The organism is Shewanella waksmanii (genome assembly GCF_043643685.1).
GTDB classification, from domain to species: domain Bacteria; phylum Pseudomonadota; class Gammaproteobacteria; order Enterobacterales; family Shewanellaceae; genus Shewanella; species Shewanella waksmanii_A.
In genome coordinates, this window is the sequence record NZ_JBHZSN010000009.1 from 108,261 (window position 1) to 134,526 (window position 26,266).

General features: G+C 44.4%; 18 protein-coding genes. 14 read left to right on the top strand and 4 right to left on the bottom strand.

Annotation, left to right across the window (positions count from 1 at the left end; genetic code table 11):
* Positions 1–150: 150 nt before the first annotated feature.
* Positions 151–2,940, bottom strand: coding sequence for an insulinase family protein (locus tag ACHUFW_RS14630; protein WP_394204076.1), 2,790 nt, complete (start codon positions 2,938–2,940; stop codon positions 151–153).
* A 446-nt stretch (positions 2,941–3,386) separates the two neighbouring features.
* Between ACHUFW_RS14630 and sixA the strand changes: the two genes are divergently transcribed.
* On the top strand, positions 3,387–3,857 hold the full coding sequence (sixA, locus tag ACHUFW_RS14635; protein WP_394204077.1) for a phosphohistidine phosphatase SixA: 471 nt from the start codon (positions 3,387–3,389) through the stop codon (positions 3,855–3,857).
* 35 nt (positions 3,858–3,892) lie between these two features.
* Here sixA and smrB read toward each other — a convergent pair whose 3' ends face one another.
* Positions 3,893–4,414, bottom strand: a complete 522-nt coding sequence (smrB, locus tag ACHUFW_RS14640) for an endonuclease SmrB (protein WP_394204078.1) — start codon at positions 4,412–4,414, stop codon at positions 3,893–3,895.
* A gap of 81 nt (positions 4,415–4,495) precedes the next feature.
* Between smrB and prmB the strand changes: the two genes are divergently transcribed.
* The 7 genes from prmB (at position 4,496) to ACHUFW_RS14675 (ending at position 11,499) form a co-directional block, all read left to right on the top strand.
* Complete coding sequence (gene prmB / locus ACHUFW_RS14645) at positions 4,496–5,443, top strand: 50S ribosomal protein L3 N(5)-glutamine methyltransferase (RefSeq protein ID WP_394204079.1); 948 nt, start codon at positions 4,496–4,498, stop codon at positions 5,441–5,443.
* A gap of 123 nt (positions 5,444–5,566) precedes the next feature.
* Entirely contained in the window at positions 5,567–6,661 is a 1,095-nt protein-coding gene (aroC, locus tag ACHUFW_RS14650) for a chorismate synthase (protein WP_394204080.1), read from the top strand.
* 78 nt (positions 6,662–6,739) lie between these two features.
* Complete coding sequence (locus ACHUFW_RS14655) at positions 6,740–7,900, top strand: MFS transporter (protein ID WP_394204081.1); 1,161 nt, start codon at positions 6,740–6,742, stop codon at positions 7,898–7,900.
* A 30-nt stretch (positions 7,901–7,930) separates the two neighbouring features.
* Positions 7,931–9,067: an ATP-NAD kinase family protein gene (locus ACHUFW_RS14660; RefSeq protein ID WP_394204082.1), complete on the top strand. Its 1,137-nt coding sequence runs from the start codon at positions 7,931–7,933 to the stop codon at positions 9,065–9,067.
* Positions 9,068–9,112: 45 nt separating this feature from the next.
* Positions 9,113–9,388, top strand: a complete 276-nt coding sequence (locus ACHUFW_RS14665) for a YfcL family protein (protein WP_394204083.1) — start codon at positions 9,113–9,115, stop codon at positions 9,386–9,388.
* Complete coding sequence (locus ACHUFW_RS14670) at positions 9,388–9,939, top strand: RNA methyltransferase (RefSeq protein ID WP_394204084.1); 552 nt, start codon at positions 9,388–9,390, stop codon at positions 9,937–9,939. Before ACHUFW_RS14665 ends, ACHUFW_RS14670 begins: the two co-directional genes overlap by 1 nt.
* 867 nt (positions 9,940–10,806) lie before the next feature.
* The gene (locus ACHUFW_RS14675; RefSeq protein ID WP_394204085.1) at positions 10,807–11,499 is read left to right on the top strand and encodes a DUF3313 domain-containing protein; all 693 of its coding nucleotides are present in this window, start codon (positions 10,807–10,809) and stop codon (positions 11,497–11,499) included.
* A gap of 86 nt (positions 11,500–11,585) precedes the next feature.
* On the opposite strand, the gene mnmC1 is transcribed toward ACHUFW_RS14675, so the two are convergent.
* Positions 11,586–13,517: an FAD-dependent 5-carboxymethylaminomethyl-2-thiouridine(34) oxidoreductase MnmC1 gene (gene mnmC1 / locus ACHUFW_RS14680; RefSeq protein WP_394204086.1), complete on the bottom strand. Its 1,932-nt coding sequence runs from the start codon at positions 13,515–13,517 to the stop codon at positions 11,586–11,588.
* A gap of 217 nt (positions 13,518–13,734) precedes the next feature.
* Between mnmC1 and fabB the strand changes: the two genes are divergently transcribed.
* On the top strand, positions 13,735–14,946 hold the full coding sequence (gene fabB, locus ACHUFW_RS14685; RefSeq protein ID WP_394204087.1) for a beta-ketoacyl-ACP synthase I: 1,212 nt from the start codon (positions 13,735–13,737) through the stop codon (positions 14,944–14,946).
* A gap of 110 nt (positions 14,947–15,056) precedes the next feature.
* Here fabB and ACHUFW_RS14690 read toward each other — a convergent pair whose 3' ends face one another.
* On the bottom strand, positions 15,057–15,794 hold the full coding sequence (locus ACHUFW_RS14690) for a YciK family oxidoreductase (RefSeq protein WP_394204088.1): 738 nt from the start codon (positions 15,792–15,794) through the stop codon (positions 15,057–15,059).
* 259 nt (positions 15,795–16,053) lie between these two features.
* Between ACHUFW_RS14690 and ACHUFW_RS14695 the strand changes: the two genes are divergently transcribed.
* The 5 genes from ACHUFW_RS14695 (at position 16,054) to ACHUFW_RS14715 (ending at position 26,142) form a co-directional block, all read left to right on the top strand.
* Positions 16,054–18,549: a VolA/Pla-1 family phospholipase gene (locus ACHUFW_RS14695; protein WP_394204089.1), complete on the top strand. Its 2,496-nt coding sequence runs from the start codon at positions 16,054–16,056 to the stop codon at positions 18,547–18,549.
* 156 nt (positions 18,550–18,705) lie between these two features.
* Positions 18,706–19,737 carry a protease SohB gene (gene sohB, locus ACHUFW_RS14700; protein WP_394204090.1) on the top strand — a complete coding sequence of 344 codons (1,032 nt, stop codon included), beginning with the start codon at positions 18,706–18,708 and terminating at the stop codon, positions 19,735–19,737.
* A gap of 642 nt (positions 19,738–20,379) precedes the next feature.
* Entirely contained in the window at positions 20,380–21,762 is a 1,383-nt protein-coding gene (locus ACHUFW_RS14705; RefSeq protein ID WP_394204091.1) for a TolC family protein, read from the top strand.
* Positions 21,755–22,999, top strand: a complete 1,245-nt coding sequence (locus tag ACHUFW_RS14710; protein WP_394204092.1) for an efflux RND transporter periplasmic adaptor subunit — start codon at positions 21,755–21,757, stop codon at positions 22,997–22,999. The genes ACHUFW_RS14705 and ACHUFW_RS14710 overlap by 8 nt, the downstream gene beginning before the upstream one ends.
* On the top strand, positions 22,996–26,142 hold the full coding sequence (locus ACHUFW_RS14715; RefSeq protein WP_394204093.1) for an efflux RND transporter permease subunit: 3,147 nt from the start codon (positions 22,996–22,998) through the stop codon (positions 26,140–26,142). Before ACHUFW_RS14710 ends, ACHUFW_RS14715 begins: the two co-directional genes overlap by 4 nt.
* Positions 26,143–26,266 lie beyond the last annotated feature (124 nt).

Genomic DNA, 26,266 nt, shown 5'->3' on the forward strand with positions numbered 1-26,266 from the left:
TTAAAGCAGAACGTTCGAAAAATACGTCTTAGTCAGTTAATAAGTCTGTTTGTTGCTACCTTTGTGGTTAAACAGCCTGAAAAATCTGTTGTTTTAGCATTAAGTTAGTAAATAATGATATTGCATTTTGCTATTGTATAATTTATCACCTTAGTAACTGAATTTATTCGCTTGTTGTTTGAAGGATCTTAAGTCGGTGATCATCTTATCTGATGTAAGCCGCTCTTGATGTCGGTGCTGCTCTCCTGTGGTAAACAGCACCAAGCGGTCGCCATGTTTGGTGCGCATCTTACTCATCATGAACTTAATCAGATCGGAACGTGTGATCGACTCTATTTGTTCAACCACTAATTCGCGCTGGTTAAATTGGTAGTCTTTGTTGCCAATGCTGGACCAATATCTTTGACCTCGGGTTTTCAAATTTGGGTCGTGTTCCATAACTTGATTAATTAATCCGAGCTTGGTTTGTTCCCATTGCTCATTGGTAATTTGCATGACGGCATAGTTAAAGTCAGCGATAAACTCATCAATAGCTTCAAGTAGTTGTAACGGTCCTGCAGTGGGCGATTGAATATAAAATATCATCCCAGGGTAGCGATTAAGTGGCAGATAGCCTGTTCCGACCATATAACCTAACTGACGTTGAGTCCGCAGCTCATGGAAGAATGTCGATGACATTGTATGATTGAGCAGGCTAAACAATGCCATTTTTTCTGGTGTGGCTTGCTGGGCTTGATAATAAACGATGATGCTGCTGTCTTGATGGGAAACGGGTAGCTCTCGCATTAAGGTGCCGCGACCACTTAGGTTCACTAACTCCCTGTCAGACTCGCCACTGGGGGAGGTGACTAAAGATAGAATATGATCAAGTCGATTGCCGAGTTGTTTGACTTCTTCGGTCAGCCAGTCGCCATAGACTAACCCTTCAAGATGAATTTTTTCGTAAAAACTGCGCACATGATCATGTAAGTCTTCTAATTCGATTTCCTCTAGCAGCTCTGCCATACGACTCGGCTCATAACTGCGCTTTTGTAAGGTCACGGTTAAGCTAGTAAACAATTGTGAAATTGGCTTAGCTTGGCTTTGGTTGTACCAAGTTCGTAAAATTTGCCGTTTGATAGTATTAAATCTTGCTTGGGTAAAATTTCGCTCACGTGCTTTGTTGATAAGCAGCGAAAGCAATGCCTCTTGTTTACCGGTAAAGCCCGTTAGGTGCAGTGTGATCCCACCTTGATGAGGGTAAATGTTGTAACTCAGTCCTGCGACTTCAGCAGGATAAGTATATTCAGTAAGATAATCGAGCAGCATTTCAACATACAAACGAGTTAACGCCGCATGGCGGGGCGTTTTAGATGCTTGCTCAGAATCTAATGATAAATACATATGTCCTTTAGGCACATTAAATTCATCATCTTTACGGTGCCAAAGCCGATAGCCTTTTTCTTGGCAAACAACTTCCGGGATACTCGAGCTGCTTTTATCAGGCCGTGCGATAGAGTCTGATATGATAAACGGGTTTTTATCGGGTAAACGCAACTCTTTACGCGGCTCCACCTGTCTCCAAAGATTAAGTCGCTCTGTCGAGATAGGTTTGGTTTGATAGGGGGAGTGATACCAAGCGGCCTGTTTCTCCGTATCAAGGTCGGGTGCAATTAGCTGCAAACGCATGTTATCTGGTGTGAGCAGCTTTAATAGCGCTTTGGTTTCCGCTATATCTAGCCCATCCATACGATAATCACCGTAAATCATGTCATCGACTTCGTAGTGATGCATGTTAATGCTGAGATGGCTGGCAAGATCGAGAGGCTTAATTTGCTCTTGATATTTAAACGCCAAGTACAACAAATTAGCGCGCTCTTGGTAACGCCAGGACTCCAAACCCTGGCTTACAATAAGGTCGATATATTCAAAAGCGCAGCGAATGACTTCATCAAGATTTCTTAATCCACGCTCGGTTAACTGGATACTAATATTATAATCTTTGAAGTTGTAGCCATTAACTCCGCCGCCAGCAGAAAGGTTCAGAGCCCACCCGCGCTCTTTTAGGTAACTGAGTAAACTTCCTTGGCCTTCATAACCGATCAAATGGCTAATAAAGGTAAGTGGTTTACGTTTATAGAATGTGTCTATGGCCGGTAACGCAAAGGTAATGGCAATGCGACGTTGTTCCTTTAAAGGTACAATATTGGTTTGCTGTTTAAGGTGTTGTTGATGGTATAAAGGAACATCGGGATACTGCTTGATTAAATTAGCATTGTTGATCGGGCTAAAATAAAACTCGGCAAGTCGTTGAAGCTCTGCTAAAGGCAGCGGCGCAACTAGGCATAGCGTCATTAAGTTTGCGCTATAATGGCGCTGATAAAATTCAATTAACTCTTGGCGTAATTGTGTTTCATCACCATGGAGGGTGGTGAGATTGCCCACTGAGAATTTGCTAAATGGATGCGCTGCATTAACTGATTCTTTTTGAACTTGATAGGTACGTCTTACATCGTCTTTGAGCTTTAAGCTAAACTCAGATTCAATCGCATGGCGCTCTCTGTCGACAAGGTCTTCATTAAACAGTGGTGCAATAAAAAATTGGCTGAATCGGTCTAAAGATTGTTCAAACACCTCTGCATCAATCGAAAAGAAAAAATTGGTTTGTTCAGTTCCTGTCCACGCGTTATTGCTGCCACCATGTTGATTAATGAACGCATGATACTCACCAGAATCTGGATACTTCTCTGTGCCAAGAAATAACATGTGCTCCAGAAAATGAGCCATGCCAGGGCGCGCAATCGGATCATCAAAATGGCCGACATTCACTGCCATCGATGCCGCAGCTTGTGTTGCTAAGCTATCCTCGACCAACATCACTCTTAAACTATTGCTTAAGGTGATAAACGCATATTGACGATGGTCATTGGGGCTTTTAGTTATCGAAGTCTGTGTTTGCAACAGGTGTATCCATCCTAGTTGGTAACTGAACTAAATAATCAGTCTAAAGTCTCAGCTTAGCAAGTTATACGGTGATAATACATATTGGTAGTGAAACTCAACTTTAGCAAATTTCATTTTGTAATTCTTATAGATATCAACGTATCCCGTCTGCCAAGGTTTACAGTTTTTGAAATGATATGCCCCTTTGAACGCATGTTAACTTTAAACAACTGAATTATCCCTAACGCGAATCTTAGCTGACATATCGAAGCGGACTTAATTTACTGTTTGTTGTTGATTTATTGTTGAGTTTAGCAAGGTGGCTTAACCTGAAGTTTACAATACCATGTGACGGTGTCAGATTTTTAGCTATTCGACTAATTATTGAGTCATCAATGGTTTGTTGGTTGCTAAATTAAGGCTACAATTGGCAAAAGCAATGATAAAAAGTAGCGAGATGTTGTATGCAGCTATTCTTAATGCGCCACGGTGAAGCCGGATATGATGCTCACTCAGATCGAGAACGTACGATAACTGAGCTAGGCCGTCATCATACCGAGCAAATGAGCAACTTTTTAGCTCGCAGCGTGACCGAGTTTGATTTAGTTTTTGTCAGTCCCTATCTTCGTGCACAGCAAACTTGGCAGGAAGTTGCTAAACATTTTCCTGAGCCGCGTAAATGGCTAGTACTTGATGAACTCACGCCTTCAGCAGACCCTTGTACAGCGGCAGATTTAGTCTGTGCGTATGCCGAACAATATCGCGCGGATAAAGTACTGGTTATTGCCCATATGCCATTACTTGGCTATATGGTAAGCGAGTTAGTCCGTGGTATCGAGCCACCGCTATTTGCCACCTCAGGCGTCACTTTGTTAGATAAACATGGTGAGCAATTGTCTATTAGCTGGCAACACTCACCTTATACGATCGCCTGATAGCTGCAAAAAATAGCTGCATAGTTGTCGCAGAACTATATTTGTAGTTCTGCGACATCCACTAAGACCAGCAACGCCGCGCTACCTCCCCATTCTTTTGGTGCTTGGTGAAAAGCTTGAACATGGGGGTGCTGAGCCAGCCATAATGGAATACTTTGTTTTAATACGCCACTGCCATGACCATGCATGATGCAGCAACAATGAATATGTTGTTTACTGCATGCTTGGATTAATGCAGCGATTTCAAGTTTTGCTTCAGTTTGACGCATGCCATGAAGGTCCAACAGTAATTCTGGCTGGTAATCACCACGTCGTAAACGTTTTAATTCATGCTTATCAATATCCTCTCGCTGCCAACGCATCGCGCCTTCATCGGGAAGGTGAGGCTGATAAGTGTCTGAAAAATAGCTGTCTGCATAGAGTTGTTGCTGTTTCTCTACGATTTGCCGTTTTTGTTTTTCGGGTGCCGCAAAGTGGCGCTTATCTTGGGTAAGCGGCTTAATATCGGCCATTAACGCTTGAAATAGCGTCGAATCATTGTCTTTTTCATGTTTCATGCTGGCTATTTTATTGAATCCGATGCCATATGAATAGAGTTCAGTTACAATGATGCCGAACAATTAAGTTGGAGTACCCTTGTGGACAAGATTTTTGTAGATGAAGCCGTCACTGAGTTAAGAACTGTAGGTGACATGTTGCGCTGGGCTGTGAGTCGTTTCAATGATGCCGATATTTATTATGGTCACGGTACCGACAATGCTTGGGATGAAGCCATTGCCTTAGTATTCCATGCGTTACATTTACCGGAAGAGCTTGGTCAACAAGTGGTACATGCCAATTTAACCAGCAGTGAAAAGCACAAGATTGTTGAGCTAATTATTCGCCGTGTTAGAGAGCGCCTACCAGTACCTTACCTTACCAATCGTGCGATGTTTGCAGGGCTTGAATTTTACGTCGATCAACGGGTGCTAGTTCCTAGATCGCCCATTGCCGAGATGATTGCTAATCGGTTTAGCCCATGGTTGTACAACAAACCAGTAAATCGAGTGCTTGACCTTTGTACTGGCAGTGCGTGTATCGCCATCGCTTGTGCCTACGAGTTTGATGAAGCTGAAGTCGATGCGCTAGATATTAGTACCGACGCTTTGGAAGTTGCACAAATAAACATTGAGTCATTAGGGGTGATGGATCGTGTTTTTCCTATAGAGTCTGATCTATTTTCAGCGATTCCACGTGGGCCACAATATGACTTAATCGTCTCCAACCCGCCTTATGTTGATGCCGAAGATATTGATGATATGCCGAATGAATATCGACATGAGCCTGAGCTAGGATTAGCTTCGGGACGCGATGGGCTGGATCTCACTAAGCGTATTCTAGCCAACGCTGCCGACTATCTCACTGAAGATGGTTTATTGGTAGTTGAAGTCGGGAATTCCATGGTGCATTTGATTGAGCAGTTCCCTGATGTACCTTTTACGTGGGTGAGTTTTGAAAATGGTGGTGACGGTGTATTTGTGTTAACTCGTGATCAGCTAGTTGAAAATGAATCACTTTTCGCCATCTATAAAGATAGTGGACAATAGAGACAAAGTATCTGGTCGGTTAATGACTGATCTTAAGCTAGTTGATTTGGGAATATGTCATAGATTAACTTTTGGGTTAATCTCTTAAACTGATTGAAATTAAAGACGAGGTGTATAAAGCGGATGTCGGGAAACAGTATTGGTCAAAATTTTGTAGTTACCACTTTTGGAGAAAGCCACGGTAAAGCACTGGGGTGTATTATTGACGGTTGCCCTCCAGGCTTGGAGCTAACCGAAGCAGATATGCAACACGACCTTGACCGACGACGCCCAGGTACTTCTCGTTATACCACTGCACGTCGAGAGCCGGACGAAGTCAAAGTGCTTTCCGGTGTGTTTGAAGGCAAAACGACGGGCACGTCAATCGGTTTAGTCATTGAGAATACTGACCAGCGCAGTAAAGATTACTCAAATATTAAAGACCAATTTAGACCTGGCCATGCTGATTATACCTATCAGCAAAAGTATGGTTTACGTGACTACCGCGGAGGCGGACGCTCGTCTGCCCGGGAAACGGCAATGCGTGTTGCTGCAGGAGCAGTTGCTAAAAAATACTTAAAACAAGTACATGGAATTGAAATTACCGGTTATTTGTCTCAGTTAGGCCCTATTTGTGCAGAGTCATTTGATGCAGAACAAATCGAGCAAAATGCGTTTTTCTTTCCCGATGCCAGCAAACTTGAGCAGCTTGATGAGTACATGCGAGATTTGAAAAAAAGTGGTGACTCGATTGGTGCTAAGGTTTCTGTGGTTGCCCATAATGTGCCTGTCGGTTTAGGTGAACCGGTTTTCGATCGACTTGATGCCGATATTGCCCATGCATTAATGGGTATCAATGCGGTCAAAGGTGTGGAAATTGGCGATGGCTTTGAGGTTGTGAATCAAAAAGGCTCTGAACATCGTGATTTAATGTCAGCTGCGGGTTTTGCGTCTAATCATGCCGGTGGCATTTTAGGCGGTATCTCATCTGGTCAGCCAATTGTTGCGCATATCGCGATGAAACCGACCTCAAGTATCAGCGTGCCGGGTGAAAGTATGACTGTCACTGGCGAACCTGCGGAAGTGGTTACCAAGGGGCGACATGATCCTTGTGTGGGTATCCGCGCGGTGCCAATTGCTGAAGCCATGTTAGCGATTGTGTTGATGGATCATTTATTAAGGCATCGGGCGCAGAATAACGATGTGAGTAGCGTGACCCCTGACATCGGTATGCGTTAATGCAATAAAGCATTCAGTTGAGAGGGCACATTTTATGTGCCTTCTTTCGTTTTGGTGAGAGTTTACGAGTTAAGTTTAATGTCACAACAAAGTGCTATGCCATCACAGCTGGGCTGGATCGGTGCGTGTTACTTTTTCTTTTTTGCCATTCTCGGTGTTCTTATTCCCTATCTTGGTGTGTTTTTTGAACACCGTGGTTTTAATGCTCAAGAGATAGGTTTTTTGCTGGCCATATTAATGGCGACGCGTATCATTGCGCCGAATGTGTGGGCGATGGTTGCAGATAAAACCGGTATGCGTGGGCAACTGGTAAAATTGGGAGCGGCTTGTTCAGCCGTCACCTTCTTAACTTTTTTCTACCACGGTGGCTTTGTTTACCTTGCTATTAGCCTCAGTATTTATACTTTTTTCTGGAACGCGATATTAGCTCAATTGGAAGTGATCACACTGGAGTCGCTAGGCAGTAATACCGGAGGTTATGGCAAAATACGTAGCTTTGGCAGCCTAGGATACTTAGTTTTTGTTGTTGGTGTTGGCTTTGCCATTAGTGCATGGGGCACCGAAATCTTACCCTATGTTGGCTTAGGTCTTTTTTTAGGGCTACTCGGCTGCGCGTTAGCTCTGCCCAATACGCGGGCAAATATAGACAGAAATGAGCCAGTTAAACCGCTAAAAATTGATAAAGCGATTTTTTGGTTTTTATTGTCGGCGGTGTTATTGCAGATGAGTGCCGGGCCATTTTATGGCTTTTTTGTATTGTATTTAAAACAGGTTGGTTACAGTGAGTCTGCCGCGGGTATCTATGTTGCACTCGGAGTACTAGCAGAGATAGTCATGTTTATGTATGCTCCGCGATTGATGGGGCGTTTTGGCGTAAGGCGTTTGTTAGTTATCAGTATTGCAATGACCGCCATTAGGTGGTTATTAATGGCATTTTGTGTGGGCAGTATATGGTGGCTAGCGGTGAGTCAATTGCTACATGCATTCACGTTTGGTTTAGTCCATGCAGCCTCTATTCAGTTTGTGCATCAACATTTTGATATACGTCATCGAAGTAAAGGCCAAGCGCTTTATGCTAGTTTGAGTTTTGGTGTTGGCGGCGCTTTGGGCACTTGGCTATGTGGATTTATTTGGGGAGATGGCAGTATGGCTTGGCTAAGTTGGTTGGTAGCTGGGATCTGTGCGCTATTATCCATGCTCGCAGTATTTATGATACCCAAATCGGCAACACCTCAATAAGTTTTACCTAAGTAACATAAAGGATAGATAATGGCAGGATTGTTTAAGTTAGGCTTGATCATCAACCCGTTGGCAGGTTTAGGCGGCAGTGTGGCACTTAAAGGCAGTGATAATGTTGCCACACAGGCGCTAGCGTTGGGGGCGGAGCCCAAATCTGCACTGCGTATGGCCCAAGCGTTAACAGCAATCATGCCGTATAAAGAACGTGTGCAGGTATATACCGCTTCAAGTGAGATGGGGGAGGCGTTATGCAAACAATTAGACTTAAACTACCAAGTGGTTTATCAGTGCCCAGAAGTGGCTAATGAAGGGCAATATACACAAGCTGCTGACACTCAACATGCTGTAGAAGCGTTACAACAACACGGGCTAGACTTACTGATGTTTAGTGGTGGTGACGGTACTGCAAGAGATGTACTGCAAGCCTTGAAAACCGATTTACCCGTGTTAGGTGTACCTGCTGGTGTAAAGATCCATTCCGGCGTGTACGGTATCACTCCTCAAGCTTCAGGCTTGGTACTAAAAATGCTGTTAGAAGGAGAGTTGGTAAGTATCATGTCGGCGGATGTAATGGATATTGATGAGCAAGCATTTAGACAAGGTACCGTTAAAGCGCGTCGTTTTGGCGAGATGTCGGTACCTGCTGAACCACGATATATTCAAGCCGTTAAGATGGGTGGCAAAGAAAGCGATGAATTGGTGCTTGCAGACATGGCCGCTGAAGTTATTGATTTGATGGAAGATGAGCTATTTATTATGGGCTCGGGTAGCACTGTCGGTGCGGTGATGGATGCGCTTGGTGTTGAAAACACACTGTTGGGCGTAGATGTGGTCGAACAACAAGCATTGGTCGCTAGCGACCTAACCGCGGCACAATTGCTAGAGCTGATAGCCGACAAACCTGCAAAATTGGTGATCACTTTAATAGGTGGGCAAGGCCACATATTCGGACGTGGTAATCAGCAATTAAGCCCTCAGCTTATCCGCCAAATTGGAAAAGATAATATTATTATCATGGCGACCAAAACAAAGCTAAAAGCACTTGAAGGTAGGCCATTAATCGTGGATAGTGGCGACCCAGAATTAGATAGAGAATTATCTGGCTATTATAGAATCGTAACGGGGTACCATGACTACGTGATGTATCAGGTAGCCAACCCGCAATGATAGTCGACTCAAAATTTTAATGATGACAACAATGTTGGAGAAGTCATGTTAGAGCAGTATGAAGTAGCGTTAGATGAATGGATTGCCGGTATTGTTGCATCAGGAGATGATGATGCATTGTTTGCCAGTGGTTATTTGCAAGGCCATTTTGCCGTAGTGCTTTCTCAACTAGAAGGTCAGCAACAGCAAGATTTTGCAGCGTTGGCCGCTAAAATGGATGAATGTCTAGCAACGGCTGATACCGAATTAGCGCCAGCGGATTATCAGTTAGTTGCTGATGCATGGTCACAGTTAAGTCAACGAATTCAATCGGCAAGCTAATGACTTCAGCAGTCAAATCCTCAGCATTGCAACAATCAATGGTTAAAATTGGTTTGCTTAATCCCAAAAGCCCGACCAATGTAGGTGGTGTGATGCGTGCTGCGGGATGTTACCAAGCTGATGCAGTGGGGTATACCGGTAAGCGATATGCGCTAGCTGCCAGCCATCGAGGTGAGCAATATAACACCGATACCAAACGAGCTGGCGAACGTATTCCGTTACAGCCGTTTGATTCGCTCACGAGTATGTTAGAGCCAGGGATGAAATTGGTTTGTGTCGATCTTGTTGAAGGGGCGATTCCATTGCCACACTATGTGCATCCTCAATCTGCTCTATATGTATTTGGTCCAGAAGATGGCACTCTAGATCAGGGATTAATAGATCAAGCCGACGATGTGGTTTATGTCCCGACTGTTGGTTGTATGAATCTCGCTTCATCGGTGAATGTGTTGCTTTACGACAGACTGGCAAAACAAAGTGATATTAAAGCCAGTGATGAACTTATTCGTCAAAGTCGCGACACAAACAACCGTGTCAAAGTAAAATCTTAAAAAATGCCACTTTCAAAGTGGCATTTTTTCTTCGTTTTAATTGATGAATCATCCGTTTACGCTTGAGTGGATTTATACCACTCGGCATAAGAAAGTGATCGACTCAGAGCTATTTTGGGCAAACGAGTTCGAGACGAATAACTTAAGTAATAGTGGTTCTATTGGGAAGTTATTCAACGAAGGAGTAGGCAGCCAAAAAAGCGCCCAAAGGGCGAGTTTTAGCACTTCTGATCCTGTGTAAACGAACTTGAACCTAGGGTAACTATGCCCTTCATTGGTTGCAAGCCACATGGATGTGGTGAATGTCATTAATGCACGACTATAGGGATATAGGAGGTAGAGTAACGCAGGAGCAGTTACCGAGGAGCATTTAATGACCTTGTCTCAGAAGCGCTAAACTCTCGCTGAGCGATCACATCTTTATGCCGATTGGTATTACACTATTTTTGTAAGTTTTTTAGCGAGTGTTAATGTTACTGCTATAGTCTATTAAGCTACTGCTAATTCAAATAAAAGTGTTGTAGTTATTTGCTTTAGAGCGTGTTGATGTTTCACTATTAAATTTATTCGAGATGCAAGCATTTTAATTGCGACGAGTGGCGGACGGCGAGTTGTTTGGCGCCTAAGATGCTAAGCAAATAGTATGATAAGCAAATTGTATGCTAAGTAAATTACCGCTCAACAAAGGGTAAAACGCTTGTCGCTGACCCCTCCGGGCAGCGTTTGTGGCTTTTTTACATCGTTATCGGCTTATCAAGTAGCGGGCTACATATCAAAGCCTCTGCCTTGTTTAAATAACTCACAAACTGCGGCAAAAATCAGCTCGAGAGATCAACACGCCCCAGATAGAGTAAAAGGAGATTTATCATGTTCAAGCAATGTCTATTAGTTGCTGTCGTAGCCACTATTTTGGGGGCTTGCAGTAGTCAGTCGCCGCAATTACAGCAAGGACCAAATGCTGAAAAAACCAAAGATGGTTTGGTAAAAGTCGAACACTCAAAACTCGATCTATCATTTGTTAGACCCGATGTTGACTGGGCGAAATATACTAAATTGTACTTTGAGCCGGTACAGGTAACTAACGATCATCCTGCTGATTATCGCCCTCCTAAAATCGATAGGCGTGCTGATGGTCTAAACGCAACCTATGAATTACCAAAGGCCATACTAGATAAAATGTCGGCACAATTTGCGGTAACCGTTGATGATGTGTTTAATGCCGAACAACCTTTTGAGCTCGTCACAGAAAAGGGGCCAAATACATTAGTTATCGAAGCGGCTGTTACAGATATAAGACTAACAGCCCCAATAGAATCAAGTCGTCGCAGTTTTAACTCGATGGGCCGAACTTATACGGAAAGCTCGGGGTCGATGATGTTGTTGGCCGTGATCAAAGATGGTCAGACTGGTGAGGTATTGGCTAAGGCCGCGGATAGAGGGCAGGGGTTTAACCAATGGCGTCAAAATACCCAAGTGTTTAACTGGGGGGATGTAAAAACCGTTTATCGTCGCTGGGTTAATGATTTCAAAAATGCCCTGATGAATGCCGCAGCCCAATAACAATTGATAAACGTTGATTAGTCGCGCCCTGATCTGTAATCGAACCTGTAGGTCGTTAGCTTGTATAAAAGGTCAAATGTTTGCTGTTACTCGTTCGAGCTAGCCTCCAAGGCTTTGCCTTTTAGCAGCTTTCTCATCCACATTCGATTGGGGTTAAGCATTTTTAAGGTATCAATGTCTGTAGGAATAAGCTCATCACAAAGTTGCGCAGCTAATATTTCAGCTGCCAGTGGACCAGAGGTTAGTCCGCGAGAGCCCAATCCACCTAGTACAAATAAGCTGTCATGAACGGGAGCCGGTGTATTTTGCCAGTATTGGATGCTCTGTTTGCTATGCTGGTGGCGCTCATAAGCTTGCAATATCTTGTTGTAATCTGGGGCGCAGCCCACCATAGGTGCATGGTCTCGCGTCACCATCCTTACTCCGACTCGTGCACTATTGTCACTGATATCAACATCCTCAACCCAAGGACTATTAGGATAACTCTGTTGCAGCTTGGCTAAGTTTTGCTGCTGCTCGTCGGCATTGAAATTCAGATCTTGGGGGTTTTTGACATAGCTGGCACCGGTACAATGGGACTGTTGATGGCTTGGAGTTAAGTAACCGTGGGAGCATAAAACCGTTTGTAGTTGACTCAGTTGGCCCTGACTCGGTATGTGGCTAACTTGGCCACGAAAGCCGCTGACAGCAAGGTGCTTAGTTTGCGCAAATTGGGTTAAATTTCGGCCATTGGCCACAACTAGATTTCGGTAAGGCCCGAGGTTTTTTGTTGTTCCGTCAGGCAGGCGCTGCAGTAGTAACCAGCCATTTGGGTGTTTTTCTATGTCTATAATTTGGCAGTTAAAGTGAGCGCTTATGTCAGTCAGTTGCCTGGCTGAGTCATATGCCGCTTGAGCATACTGTTGTGGGGCGACCCAACCTGATTGCGGGTAATAGATCCCCGCTTGATCAATAGCAATATTGGCAAGGATATTGGCTTGTTCAGCGTCAACAGCTTGAGCCATATTGGACGGCCATGGGAAGCCTTGGATGATTTTTTGTAAGCGCTGACGACTGCGCTCATCATGACCTGTTTGCAGGACACCACAGAAATCATGGCTAATGTTGAATCCCTGTGCGGATAATTGACTGATCTGGCGTAGTGAAAACAATAGCCCTTGCTGAAAAAATTGGCTGAGAGGACCATTATCTGGTGTCAGGAGCGGATATATCGCGCCCTGTTTGTTGCCGGAGGCTTGTTGGCCTAGTTTCTCATCCATACAGAAAAAGTGAAGTGACTTGTTTCTTTGGGCTAAAGATAAACATAAGGTTGCAGCAGCGATCCCCCCACCAATGATGGCGATTTCATCATTTGCAGTTTTCAACGGTAAATAGGCCAGATTGCTTGCTTGTTGAGTTCGAAGTGCCTGCCGTTCACCAATCGCGATGTCGGCATCTAGGTGACTTGGTTGCGTATTTTGCACGCACTGCCATGCTTTTGGGTGGTTATCCTGTGTAAGCAACAAGCATCTAAAACCACTCTGATTGAGAATGTTAAAAAGCTCAGTGTTTGTATCTGTACTATTTTCAATGGCATCGCACTTAGTGGTGCGGGGCAGGGACGCAGAGTCAATTGACACAGTGCAATCATCACCACTTAAACTTGCCATGGACCAAATACAGGCTTCAGTGCTTAGCGGCGCAGTGTCGCTAATATGCCAGTAACTTATCCGTTTAGATGACGCGCATACCTGTTGTTTCAACAGCGTATTGGTGTCTCCGAGATAGATATCTAAGTTAAAGTTTTCAAGAGTAAAGCGATGACAACCATGAATATTTTTGATCCCATTTAACTGACTGTGCGTACTTTCTGGACACAAAGCCAGCAGGTGAAGGAGATTGTCATTGATAGGTAAGAAAACTTTGATAGAAAAGGGCTCCTGAGTGCGATTAAGGTGACTAAAGTGAACAATCGTGTGAGTAATGTCGTCGCACAACGGGCCGATAATCGCTATCGACACCGGCGCAGCGTTTGTCATGTGCTTAGCTAAATGGTTAAAAAGTGGATGGCTTTTGCACTTATTTGCCCGATTTAGCACATTTTCTTCACGTTCTTTAGTCAATGAATTTACTCTCAGTTCAATATTGGGCATTATTTTAGCCGCGTTTATGGAAAGCTGACCACTTAAAAGATCTAAAAGCGATACTATTGGCGCAGCAAAATTGGTACTAGATGTACGGAATGGATAGTTAATAATGAAAAGAGTCGTGATCACCGGACTTGGTGTAGTGTCAAGTATTGGTAATAACAAGCAAGAAGTTACAGAGTCACTAAAAGCAGGTCGTAGTGGCATTACACATTCTGATCAATTTGAAGAAATGAAGCTTCGAAGCCATGTCTGGGGCGATATCAAATTAGATCCAAAAGAACATATTGACCGTAAAGCGTTACGCTTTATGGGAGATGCTGCAGCGTATGCGTACATCGCAATGCAGCAAGCGATTGAAGATGCCAACCTAACAGAAGAGCAGTATTCTGATCCGCGAGTAGGGATTGTTGTAGGAACTGGTGGTGCCTCAAGTGCTAACCAAGTTCAAGCCGCAGATACATTGCGTGCTAAAGGCGTTAAACGCGTTGGTCCTTACATTGTGCCGCGCATCATGGCGAGTACCGCAAGTGCTTGCTTAGCGACTCCGTTTAAGATTAAAGGCATGAACTACTCAATCAGTTCTGCTTGTGCAACCAGTGCCCACTGTATCGGTCACGCGGTTGAGCTTATTCAAATGGGTAAGCAAGATATGGTGTTTGCTGGTGGTTCTGAAGAGCTTGATTGGACGTTGACCATGGGCTTTGACGCCATGGGAGCATTATCGACTAAGTATAACGACACGCCGGAAAAAGCGTCACGTACTTATGATGCTGATCGCGATGGCTTTGTTATCTCTGGCGGTGGCGGTATTTTGGTGGTAGAAGAGCTAGAACATGCGCTGGCTCGTGGTGCCAAAATCTATGCAGAAGTTGTCGGTTATGGTGCATCTTCTGATGGATACGACATGGTTGCTCCATCGGGCGAGGGGGCTGTACGCTGCATGCAGATGGCATTGGCAGATGTTGATACCAAAGTTGACTATATCAATACCCATGGTACATCAACACCAGTGGGAGATATGCGTGAACTTGAAGCGCTAAAAGAGACCTTTGGTGATGAGCTTCCGGCGATTGCTTCAACTAAGTCGCTTACTGGCCATGCCTTAGGTGCCGCGGGTGCCCATGAAGCGATTTATAGCTTGATTATGTTAGAAAACAACTTTATTGCGCCAAGCATCAATATCGATACTGTTGATGAGCAAGCACAAGGTATGCCGCTAGTAACAAAGTACACTGAGACAGAGTTAAATACAGTGATGAGTAATAGCTTTGGTTTTGGTGGCACTAACGCAACGCTAGTGATGCGCAAATATAAGTAGCAGTAAATCATCATCAGCAGTGCCTAATCTAGCGTACTGCTGGAATACCAGAGAAATTAAAAGGGGAAGCCATATGGCTTCCCCTTTTTACTGTTTGTTATACCGCCTTATTACTGTGCATTAAGCTGTTGGCCGTTGATATCTTTGGAATCATCGCCCATTAAGTATAGATAGGTTGGCATGATCTCAGCTGGGGTTTTCAATGTTTGTGGGTTTTCCGCCGGGTAAGCATTGGCACGCATACTGGTGCGGGTGGCACCCGGATTAATGCTATTGGTGCGTAAGTTAGAGTCTTGGAATTCATGGGCAATCGATTGCATCATGCCTTCAGTGGCAAACTTAGACATTGCATACTCTCCCCAAAAAGCACGGCCTTGGCGGCCGACACCGCTTGATGTGAATACAAGCGACGCTAACGGTGCTTTTTTCAATACAGGCAGTAAGGCTTTGGTTAGCATAATTTCTGCAATCACATTGACTTTCATGACCTCTTCGACAGAGCTCATTGAGATATGTTCGAACGGGCCAAGCACACCCAATAAACTGGCGTTGTGTAGCAATCCATCTAAGTGACCAAACTGCTGTTCGATGGTTTCCGCCATGTCGATGTAGTTTTGTTCAGTTGCACCTTTTAAGTCCAGCGGAATAATCGCTGGCTGAGGGCCGCCAGCTTGCTCTATTTCATCATAAACAGCTTCAAGCTTTTTCACCGTTTTCCCGAGTAAAATTACGGTGGCACCATGGGCAGCAAATGCCAATGAGGCAGCACGACCGATCCCGTCTCCGGCACCGGTAACCAAGATTGTTTTGTTTTTTAGTAGATTTTCTGTTGCTTGATATTCCAACATGACGTCGTCATTCCTTCTGGCGGAAAAGCCCGCTACTGCTGTGATTTCTCGGGTATCTAACACTTGTTTTAAACAAATGATTGATTTTTGCTCATTTAATTCGCTTTGTTTGTGACAAAATTGTAGCTAACTCAATAATTTTACGTTAACTTGAACTAAAATTAAGGCCACAAATGTCCTTAGGTCACACCTATTATCGACTATTGTGACCAATTTTTGGGGAAAACAAAATTATTACAACAAGATTTGGGGAAAAAAGATGAAAAGACTCTTTTTGGGTGTTGCTATTGCATCTGCGTTAGGCCTGAGTGGCTGTAGTGAGGATAGTGTAAATGAAGTGGCTGAAAAAACAGAACCACTCATTCCACTATCACAGATGGTATTCGATCCTGCAGCAGGTGATGTCCCGCTACCAAACGATTTATTATTTAACGGCACGACTGATGGTACCATTGCCATACCAGGTGAAGCCGCTGACGGTAGTAGTGACTATACTGACCCAAGTATGGCGCTAGGCGCGCTAGACGGTTGGTCTACCACGTCTCCAATTACGATTACGGTCGCTCCCGCAAAAGATCATGACGGCAGTATGCTAAGCTTGGCCGCAGCATCTGTAGCGCAACCAGGCGCAGTACGGGTATTTGAGGCAACCGTAGGGGGTGCACTTTCAAGCGATCCTGAATGCCAAACTGCAGCTGATGTAACAGCGTGTAAAGTGGGTGAAGAGTTACAATACGGTGTTGACTATATCTCAACAGCTTCTGGTAACACGATTGCGATTGTGCCACTAAAACCGCTTAAATTTGGTCAGTCTTATATTTATGCAACGACCAATTTAATCCAAGATTCTGAAGGCCGTGCCATCGCCCCGTCTTCAACCTATGAGCTACTTAAACTCGATATTGATACTAAGCCGCTAGAGACGCCTGATCAGTTAGCATTGCAAACGATGGTCAATAGCTATGAAAAAGGCATGGCACAAGCCCATGGTGTTGATAGTGAAACCATTAGCTACTCTGGTATTTTCACCACTCAGTCAGTAGCCGACGTATATGAAACGACCAAACTTTTGATGGCGCAACCAGGCTCGCCCTATGGACCGAGTTTTTCAGTGCCGCCAACGCCAGCAGGTTATACCGTGGCGCAAGCTGCTGGGTTAACCCCAGCCGATGGTTTAGCTTATGTATTGTCTGATTTAGCCGACGTCTTTTTTGCCGAGCTTGAGTTACCCCATTATGGTGATTGCTCTCGTAATGGCTGTTTAGATGCCAATTTACAACCAACCATTAATGGTCGTTGGATCGCACAAGGTGATAGCCCTGTTTCGGTATTATTGGCGCTTCAGGCAGGCACCATGAGCCAAGAATCTTATGCGATGCAAGCTGTTGCACAAGGGGTTGAAGATCCTGCTGCAGCGCTTGCTAATCCAGCATTACTTGCTGGTAAGACATTCCTATTAGACGATGGCACTGCGGCGGATAAAAGCAAGCATTTAACCAAATTTAATCCGATCCCGAAAATTAAGAGTTACGAGAAAGTACCGGTAATGATTGCGTTGCCAAACGCCGCTAAGTTACAAGCTTTCAATGAAGGACAGGGTTTACCTTTCACTCCACCTACAAATGGCTGGCCAACTAATATCGCGTTACATGGTTTAGGTGGCGGTAAAGAAATGGCGCTGGCTTTTGCAGGTACCTATGCCGCAATGGGTATTGCGACGATTGCTATTGACCAACCATTACATGGTGCACGTTCATTTGATGCTAACGGTGATGGTGTCTACGAAGTTTCTGCCTCTGATCCTGCCTTTGGTGAAGTTGTTGGTACGCCAGAAGCCTTTGTTAATGGTAACCCACTTGCCTTTGTTAACGTAGCAAGCACCTTGTCGGTACGTGATAACTTCCGTCAAAGTGTGGTTGACCATCTCGGTCTACGTTTAGCGTTAACTGGTTTGTCATTGCAGTTGGCACAAATGGAACTACCGCAGATTTTCGATATTGGTAAGATTAGCTCTCAAGGTCTGAGTTTAGGTGGCATTGTAAATACTAACTTCGCAACCTATGCGTCAACAGGGCTAACCGATCCAAGTTCTGGTACCGCATTACCTAATGTTTACGCGGTCAACGCTGCATCACTTGTGGCACCTGCAGGCGGCTTTGCTGGCACCTTTATTGGCTCTGCAACCTTTGGTCCAATTCTGTTTGACACCATTGTGGCAACAGAAGATTTCCAAGCTCTAGTGGATGAAGCAAATACTGAAGGTTATGAGCCTGGTACGCCTGAGTACGCGGCATTAGTACAGCAAGTTTACGCGGCCTTCTTGCCAACGTTTGCTTTCGCTGTACAAACTGCAGTTGATAGTGCAGATCCCATTAACCATGCTGCGATGTTAAAAGCGACAGGTCTACCACTACACTTAGTTGAAATGGTGGGTGATGGCGGTGATCATCTGCCTGACCAAGTCCTACCAAATAGTGTAGAAGGCTTCCCTGTATCAGGCACTGAGCCACTTATTGCTAACCTCGGCTTAGCGTGTATTGATCGCACGACAGCAAGTTCTGGTGCTGTTCGCTTCTCGAAAGGTCACCATAGTTCGCTATTAGGCCCTAACGAAGTGGAAGGCTCATTAGAGGCAACAGTGGAGATGCAGCAGCAGGTGGCGGCGTTTGCGTTAACAGCAGGTAAAGGTTCAGCTACCATTTTAATTGATGAAGAAAGAAAGGACGTGATTCGTCCTTGTCCTGAGACTAACTAATTTGCGCTTCTAAGTGGATAAAATGAAAAACCCAGCATTTGCTGGGTTTTTTTATTGCTTTGGCCTGATAGAATGTCACGCAATTTTAATTCTTTAGCCTTGTGCCTGCTTGTAGATTTAATGGCCTTTGCTGATTGACCCCCACGGGAGAACATTTTGGAATTTTTATATGAGTATGGGCTGTTTTTTGCTAAAGCCATTACGGTTGTATTAGCCATTGGCGCAGTCGTTATTCTGGTGGTGGCCTCTGCCGCAAAGCAAAACAGTGACAAAGGCGAACTAAAACTGACTAACATGTCAGAGAAGTTAGCTAACTTAAAACATCACCTTAAAGAAGAGTTACTTGATAAAAAGCAGTTTAAGGCTTACGAAAAAGAACAAAAAGCCGCGGAGAAAGCCAAAGAAAAAGCTGACAAAAATGGTCAAGGGGAAGATCCAAAACCACGGGTATTTGTTATCGACTTTAAAGGCAGTATTGATGCCAATGAAGTCGCTTCTCTTCGAGAAGAAGTCAGTGCTGTGCTCGCGATTGCAGAGCCGAAAGATGAAGTTATTGTCAATGTTGAAAGCGGCGGTGGTATGGTGCACGGATATGGCCTTGCTGCTAGCCAGCTTGACCGTTTGCGTCAAGCAAATATCCCGTTATCTATCTGTGTTGATAAAGTCGCAGCGAGTGGCGGTTATATGATGGCGTGTGTTGCCAACAAGGTTTACGCAGCCCCCTTTGCAATCGTTGGCTCCATTGGTGTGATAGCGCAAATTCCTAACTTTAATCGTTTGCTGAAAAAGCATGATATTGATTATGAGCAGCATACCGCCGGTAACTTTAAGCGTACCTTGACGGTGTTTGGCGAAAATACCGATGAAGGCAGAGAAAAGTTTCAAAAAGAGTTGGAAGAAACTCATGTACTGTTTAAAGACTTCATCGCCAATTACCGCCCGGATGTAGATCTTGAGAAAGTGGCGACTGGTGAACATTGGTATGGACAGCAGGCGATTGATTTAGGTCTGATTGATGAGATCTCGACCAGTGATGATGTGATCATGAAGCTAGCGGAAGATAAAACGGTGATTAAACTGCGCTATCAAATTAAGAAAAAACTTGCTGATAAGATTGCCCATGGTGCCAGCTTGTCATTCAATGCCATTTTTAATCGCATTGCTGAGAAGAATCAGCCATTGAAATAATCGGTGGCGGTCATAGACAACCGCTTGGTCATTCTTGAAGCGACAATCATTATGATAACCAGCAGCAGCTATTGATTAGCTCTGCTGGTTTTTACTGTCTGCATCAAGGTAAATCATTACCTTTTTTTATTGACCTTGAGCCAGCACCTGACTCAGCCCATGAGCCTTCTTAATTCAATCCTTGTTTTATCGCTTTTTTATTCTCTTAATTTAAGACTCTAATTCATCATTGGTATCTGTATTGAGTTGTCGCAGGTTTAATGTCGCCCGTTGACGGACGTAAAAGGGGCAGGAATAAGCGCTAGATGTCGTGATTATCATCCAGTAAGTTTTGTAAACTTATCTATTGACTCTGTAAGTGAATATTTCTTTTCTTTATCATCGCTCTTTGGTGATCGTTTTTTACGCTTCCCACGTAATAACTGGCATTAAGCTTATGTTTTATAGTTGTTTTCTATTCTAGTAGTGCTGATGTTTAAGTTGATAATCAGTCTGTTAAACCACTAATCGGACGTTATTTGTACTGGTTAAAAATTGCGACTTTGTAAAACCGTGCAAAGACGCGGGTTTACAGTATTATTTTTTAGCTTAACTCATTAACATAATTAGCATAAAAATAATGACGTCTTGGGATTTTACTCGATGAGTTATCGCCTCACTAAGTTAGGGGTTGTTCTATCATTGTTTATGTTCAGTGGTTGTAGCAGTACAACCTATATCGATGAAGAACAGGTTACCCCAGAATTGCCACCTAGCTGGTACACCAGTGCACAAGCCTTAAAGGAAAATCAGCCGTGGGTAAAAGCCATTGCCACTCCACAGTTACTCGAACTGGCCACTATTGCATTAAACCGTAATCAAGCGTTGATTCAACAGGCATTAGATGTCGAGATTAAGCAGCAACAACTAGTTGTTAATGATGCTAATTTTTGGCCAGAGCTAACAGGCTCTTTAAATTCGGGCAGAAATGGCAACAGTGACACGCAAACCAACACCAATAGTTTGAGCTTTGATATCAGTGTTGAGTTGGATATTTGGGGCAAACTATCAGACAGTGCTAAAGCGGCAAAGCTCGATTTATTAACTGCACAAGCTAATTACCAGCAAGCACGTGACACCTTGGTTGCCGATGTAGTTAGTGCCTACTACAAAGTGGTGACTTCACAAGAGTTGGTGAAGCTTTATGAGCGGCGTACTGAGAATGCCAGAGTCAGCTTTGAGATTATTGAATCGGGTTATGTTCAAGGGCTAAACGCCGCATTAGATGTCTATTTAACCCAAAATGAATATTACAACGAGCAATCTAATCTACTTGGACAGCGTAATCAGCTCAACGCCGATGTTCGTCAATTGGAGCGGTTGTTGGGTGGCTATCCTGCAGCGAAGTTATTAGTCGATGCCAAACTCCCTTTGTTACCAGAAGGAATTAAAGTGGGCGTTCCCAGTGAGTTGGTGAAACGCAAACCCTCATTACAGAGTGCTTGGTACCAGTTGCTATCTCAAGATGCGACTGTGGCCTATACCCAAAAACAGCGCTACCCTTCGTTGCGTCTTGGCGGCTCTTTAGGCAGCAGCGATAGCGACTTTGCCAATTTGTTTGACGGTGATTTTAGTAGTTGGTCAGTATTTGCTGGGCTAACGTCACCTCTGTTTAATGCTGGGCGTTTAAAAGCACAGACCGAGCAGCAAAAGCTGGTGTTAAAACAGCAAGAGCAACAATATCTCAGCACGTTATTTACTGCGTTTGAGCAGGTGGAGAATGCCTTAGATCTTGATGCCAGTTTACAACAGCAATATCAAGCAACCCTCAAGTCACAAGAAAACGCCTTACAAGCCGAAACCCTGTCGTTTGAGCAATATCAAGCGGGGTTACAAAGTTATACCACAGTGTTAGATGCGCAAACCCGATCGTTTGTGGCACAAACCTCAGTGATTAATCTCAAGAACCAAATCATAGCCAATCGAATTCAATTACACCTAGCTTTAGGTGGTGATCTTGATGCGGGTGTTAGTCAATATGAATAGTCTGATGAATAAAAAGTACCTTGTCCCTGTCGCCATTGTTATTACCGTGGTTGTTGTTATTGCGGTTATTGTTAGTAATCCTCCAACCTCCAAACGCGGTGCGCAGAAACCCGCCAGTAAAGTGATCGTTGAAACTCAGTCAATACAGCCAGCTGACTATCAAGTTGAGGTCAGTAGCTTTGGTGTGGTTAAGCCACGAACCCAAAGTTCATTAGTCACTCAAGCCTCTGGACAGATCTTGTCAATTAGCCCAAATTTCCGCGAAGGGGGCTTTTTTAACAAAGGTGAAGTGCTGGTGCAGCTCGACGACCGAGACTATCTTGCGGAAGTGAAAATAGCCCAAGCAGGGATATTACAAGCTAAACAAAGCCTACAAGAGGAACAAGCGCGAGTTGAGCAAGCATTAATTGATTGGAAGCGATTAGGTAATGGTCGAGAGCCTAATGAGCTGGTATTACGTCAACCACAATTAGCAGCCGCTCAAGCTGCAATGCTATCGAGTGAAGCCCAGCTAGATAAGGCCATGTTGGCACTTGAGCGTACCAAAATTGTGGCGCCTTTTGATGGTCGTATCTTAGAGAAAAGTGTCGATGTTGGCCGAGTGGTGTCCACCAATGCACAGCTGGCAACCATTTACGCTACCGACTATGTTGAGATACGTTTACCCATCAATAACCGAGATTTAGCCTTAGTTGACTTACCTGAACCGGGTAAGCTAGCTGTTGCCCCAGTTGCTTTCCAATCAGACTTAATAGGCAAGCAATCATGGAAAGGTCAATTAGACCGCACTGAGGGGGCGATTGATGATAGCTCACAGCAATTGTATGTGGTAGCGCAGATTGATGAGCCCTTTGGCTTGCAGGATAACAAACAATCACCATTGAAAATTGGTCAGTACCTTACCGCACGAATTCAAGGGAAGCAGTTATCAAGCGCCATCGTGATTCCTACCCGCGCTATCTACCAAGGTAGCTATGTGTACCTAGTTGAAGACGGCAAACTTTTGCGCACAGAAGTAGCAATTTTGTGGCAAAACAGCCAAGACGCCGTGATTATTCAAGGCCTAAAAGCAGGTGATGATTTAGTGACGACCTCGCTTGGGCAAGTTAGCTCTGGTACGCCCGTAGCGATAGCCGGTGTGGACAGCCCTAAAAGGCCATCTGCACGCAATAAGCAGCAAGATGACAAGGCGGCTGCGGGGAAGCAGGTTAAGCCTAGTGCGGAGGCACAACTATGATAGCTTGGTTTACGCGAAATCATGTTGCCGCCAACCTATTGATGTTGTTTTTATTGGTTATCGGTCTGGGATCATTATCAACACGTATTCCGTTAGAAGTCTTCCCCAGTGTTGATTCCGAAGTGGTGTCTGTCAGTATTTCACTACGAGGCGCTACACCGGAAGATGTCGAGCAAGGGGTGACCATTCGGGTTGAAGAGGCGGTTCAAGATCTGGAAGGGATCAAAAAAATCACCTCAAACTCTTCAGAGTCATCTTCAAATGTCAGCATTGAAATCGATAGTGGCTACGATCCAAGGGAGCTACTGACTGACATTAAGAGCCGTGTTGATGCAATTAATACCTTTCCGGTTGATGCTGAAAAACCCGTTATCGCCCTTGCTCAGCGTAAACGTGAAGTGATCGCAGTGACGGTCACCGGTAAATACAGTGAGAAAGAGACCTTAGAGTTTGCCGAGGTAGTGCGTGATGAACTGTTACGTCTCGATGGTGTTACCCAGCTAGATTTAAGTGGGGTGCGAAATTATGAGGTAACACTCGAGGTGCCGCAGGACAAGTTGCAGCAGTATCAACTGACACTGAGTGAGATTGCGCGCGCAATCAATGCGTCTAGTACCGATATTTCTGCAGGTAATCTGAAAACCCAAGGTGGTGACATATTACTGCGCTCAAAGGGGCAAGCTTACTATAAAGACGAGTTTGCCAATATCGCCATCAAGACCGCCGCCGACGGAACGATTATCCGTTTAAGCGATGTGGCCAATGTGATTGATGGGTTTGAAGAAACGCCTGTACGAACCCGCTTTAATGGCGAACAAGCTGCGTTTATCGATGTATACCGTATCGGCCAACAAAGCGCCATTGATGTTGCTGACAAAGTCAAAACTTATATCAATGCAAGGCAAGATAGTTTGCCAGCAGGGTACACTTTAAGTTACTGGGATGATGATTCTGAAATCGTTAAAAACCGTATTTCAACCTTAGCGGGCAGTGCGCTTCAAGGTGGCATCTTGGTCTTACTGTTACTCACGTTGTTTTTACGCCCATCAATCGCCTTTTGGGTTTTTATCGGTATTCCGGTGTCATTTATGGGCGCGTTTATCTTTATGCCGTTTTTCAACGTGTCGCTTAATGTCATGAGCCTATTTGGTTTTATTCTAGTGCTAGGTATCGTGGTGGATGATGCGATTGTGACTGGAGAGAATATCTACAGCCATTTAAAAACCGCCCCCAGTGGTGAAATGGCGGCAATTAATGGCGCCAAAGAGGTTGCTGCGCCAGTGACGTTTGGCATTTTGACCACCGTTACCGCGTTTCTGCCGATGTTGTTTATTGAAGGCACCCGTGGTGCGATTTTTGCGCAAATCGCCATTGTGGTTATTCCGGTGTTGTTGTTTTCACTTATCGAGTCGAAGTTTGTTTTACCAGCGCACCTTAAACACATTAAATTGCGTCATGAGAGCCAAAAGCAAAATCGGTTTGAAAAATTTCAACAAAACTTTGCCGATGGTTTTGAGCGAGCGATTATTAAGTTTTATCAACCGTTTTTGCGTATCGCGTTAAAGAATAAAACCGCCACATTGAGCTTATTTACCGGGGTGCTGCTCATTATTGCTGCGCTATTGATGACAGGTTGGACCAAGTTTACCTTTTTCCCTCGTATTCCCAGTGAAACGGTGCGACTAAATCTGACTATGCCTGCGGGTACACCGTTTGAGGTGACCAACCAACATATTATTAATATTGCGGCTAAAGCCAAGGTGCTGCAGGACAAATATATCGATGAAGCCACCAATGAAAGTATTATTCTCAATATTTTGGCAACGACAGGCGGCCGTGGTGGCACTTCAAACGCTGGCGGAGTGCGCTTTGAAATCACGCCGCCAGAAAAACGTGAGTTAGCGATAACTTCAGGCCAATTATTATCTGAATGGCGGCGTATGGTGGGCGAAATCCCGGGGGCTGAGGCGGTAACTTATCGCGCAGAAATAGGTCGAAGTTCAGACCCCATAGACGTGCAGCTCAGTGCTAACTCATTGGAAACTTTGCGTGAAATTGCGGATCAAGTGAAACTGCACTTAGGGCAGTATCCAACGGTGTTCGATATTTCTGATAGTTTATCTAACGGTAAGCAAGAACTACTCATTGAATTGACAGAGCAGGGGAAAGCCTTAGGCTTGACTCGAGAAGAGGTAACCAATCAAGTTCGTAGTTTCTATTTCGGATCACAAGTACAACGTATACAACGAGGACGCGACGATATTCGTGTCATGGTGCGTTTACCCCTCAATGAACGTCAATCTCTGGCTGACTTAGAAAAGTTATTGATCACTACATCCCAAGGTGCGCAGGTGCCGCTAGGCCATGTAGCGAACATGACATCAGGCAAAAGTCCATCGACCATTAAACGTATCGATCGCTATCGGGTGTTGAATGTCACAGCAGATGTAGACAAAGACAATACGAATATGACGGTGTTACAGGCCGAACTGAAACAATATCTTGATGAATTAGTGGCGCAGTACCCCGGTGTTCGTCATTCCTTAGAAGGTGAGGCGCGAGAACAAAGCGAGAGTTTTGGCTCGTTGCAGTGGGGCTTAGTGTTTGTATGTTTTATGATTTATAGCTTGCTTGCCATACCGTTTAAATCTTATGTGCAGCCTTTTATTGTCATGAGCGTCATACCATTTGGGTTAATTGGCGCCGTGATTGGTCACTGGTTGATGGGCTCGCCGCTGACGATTTTCAGTATCTTGGGTATGTTAGCCCTAGTGGGTGTGGTTGTGAATGACTCCTTAGTATTGGTTGACTTTATCAATAAGAAGCGTGCTGAAGGCATGGCCTTGGTTGAAGCGGTACTTACAGCCGGTGCTAAACGCTTTAGACCGGTGATGTTAACAAGTTTAACTACGTTTATTGGCTTGATGCCGCTATTACTTGAACAATCGACTCAGGCGCAATTTTTGATTCCTATGGCTATTTCTTTGGGCTTCGGTATTATTTTTGCCACCTTTATTACACTCATTTTGGTACCTGTAAATTACATGGTGGTTGAGCGTATTAAGGGCGTTCGCGTCGCTGAGTCCGAGTTTGATAAAGACTATGGCGACAGTTTCGCTGTTCCTGTGGTGAAAACTTCATAAATGACCAATATTGACAAGCCATTTATGAGTGGATTAGTTGAGCCTACCAACTCGGTTAAGAAGCGGGATTTAGTAAGTTCTCAAAAGTGCCGACTGGGGGAATAATTAATTGAAAGCCACGATC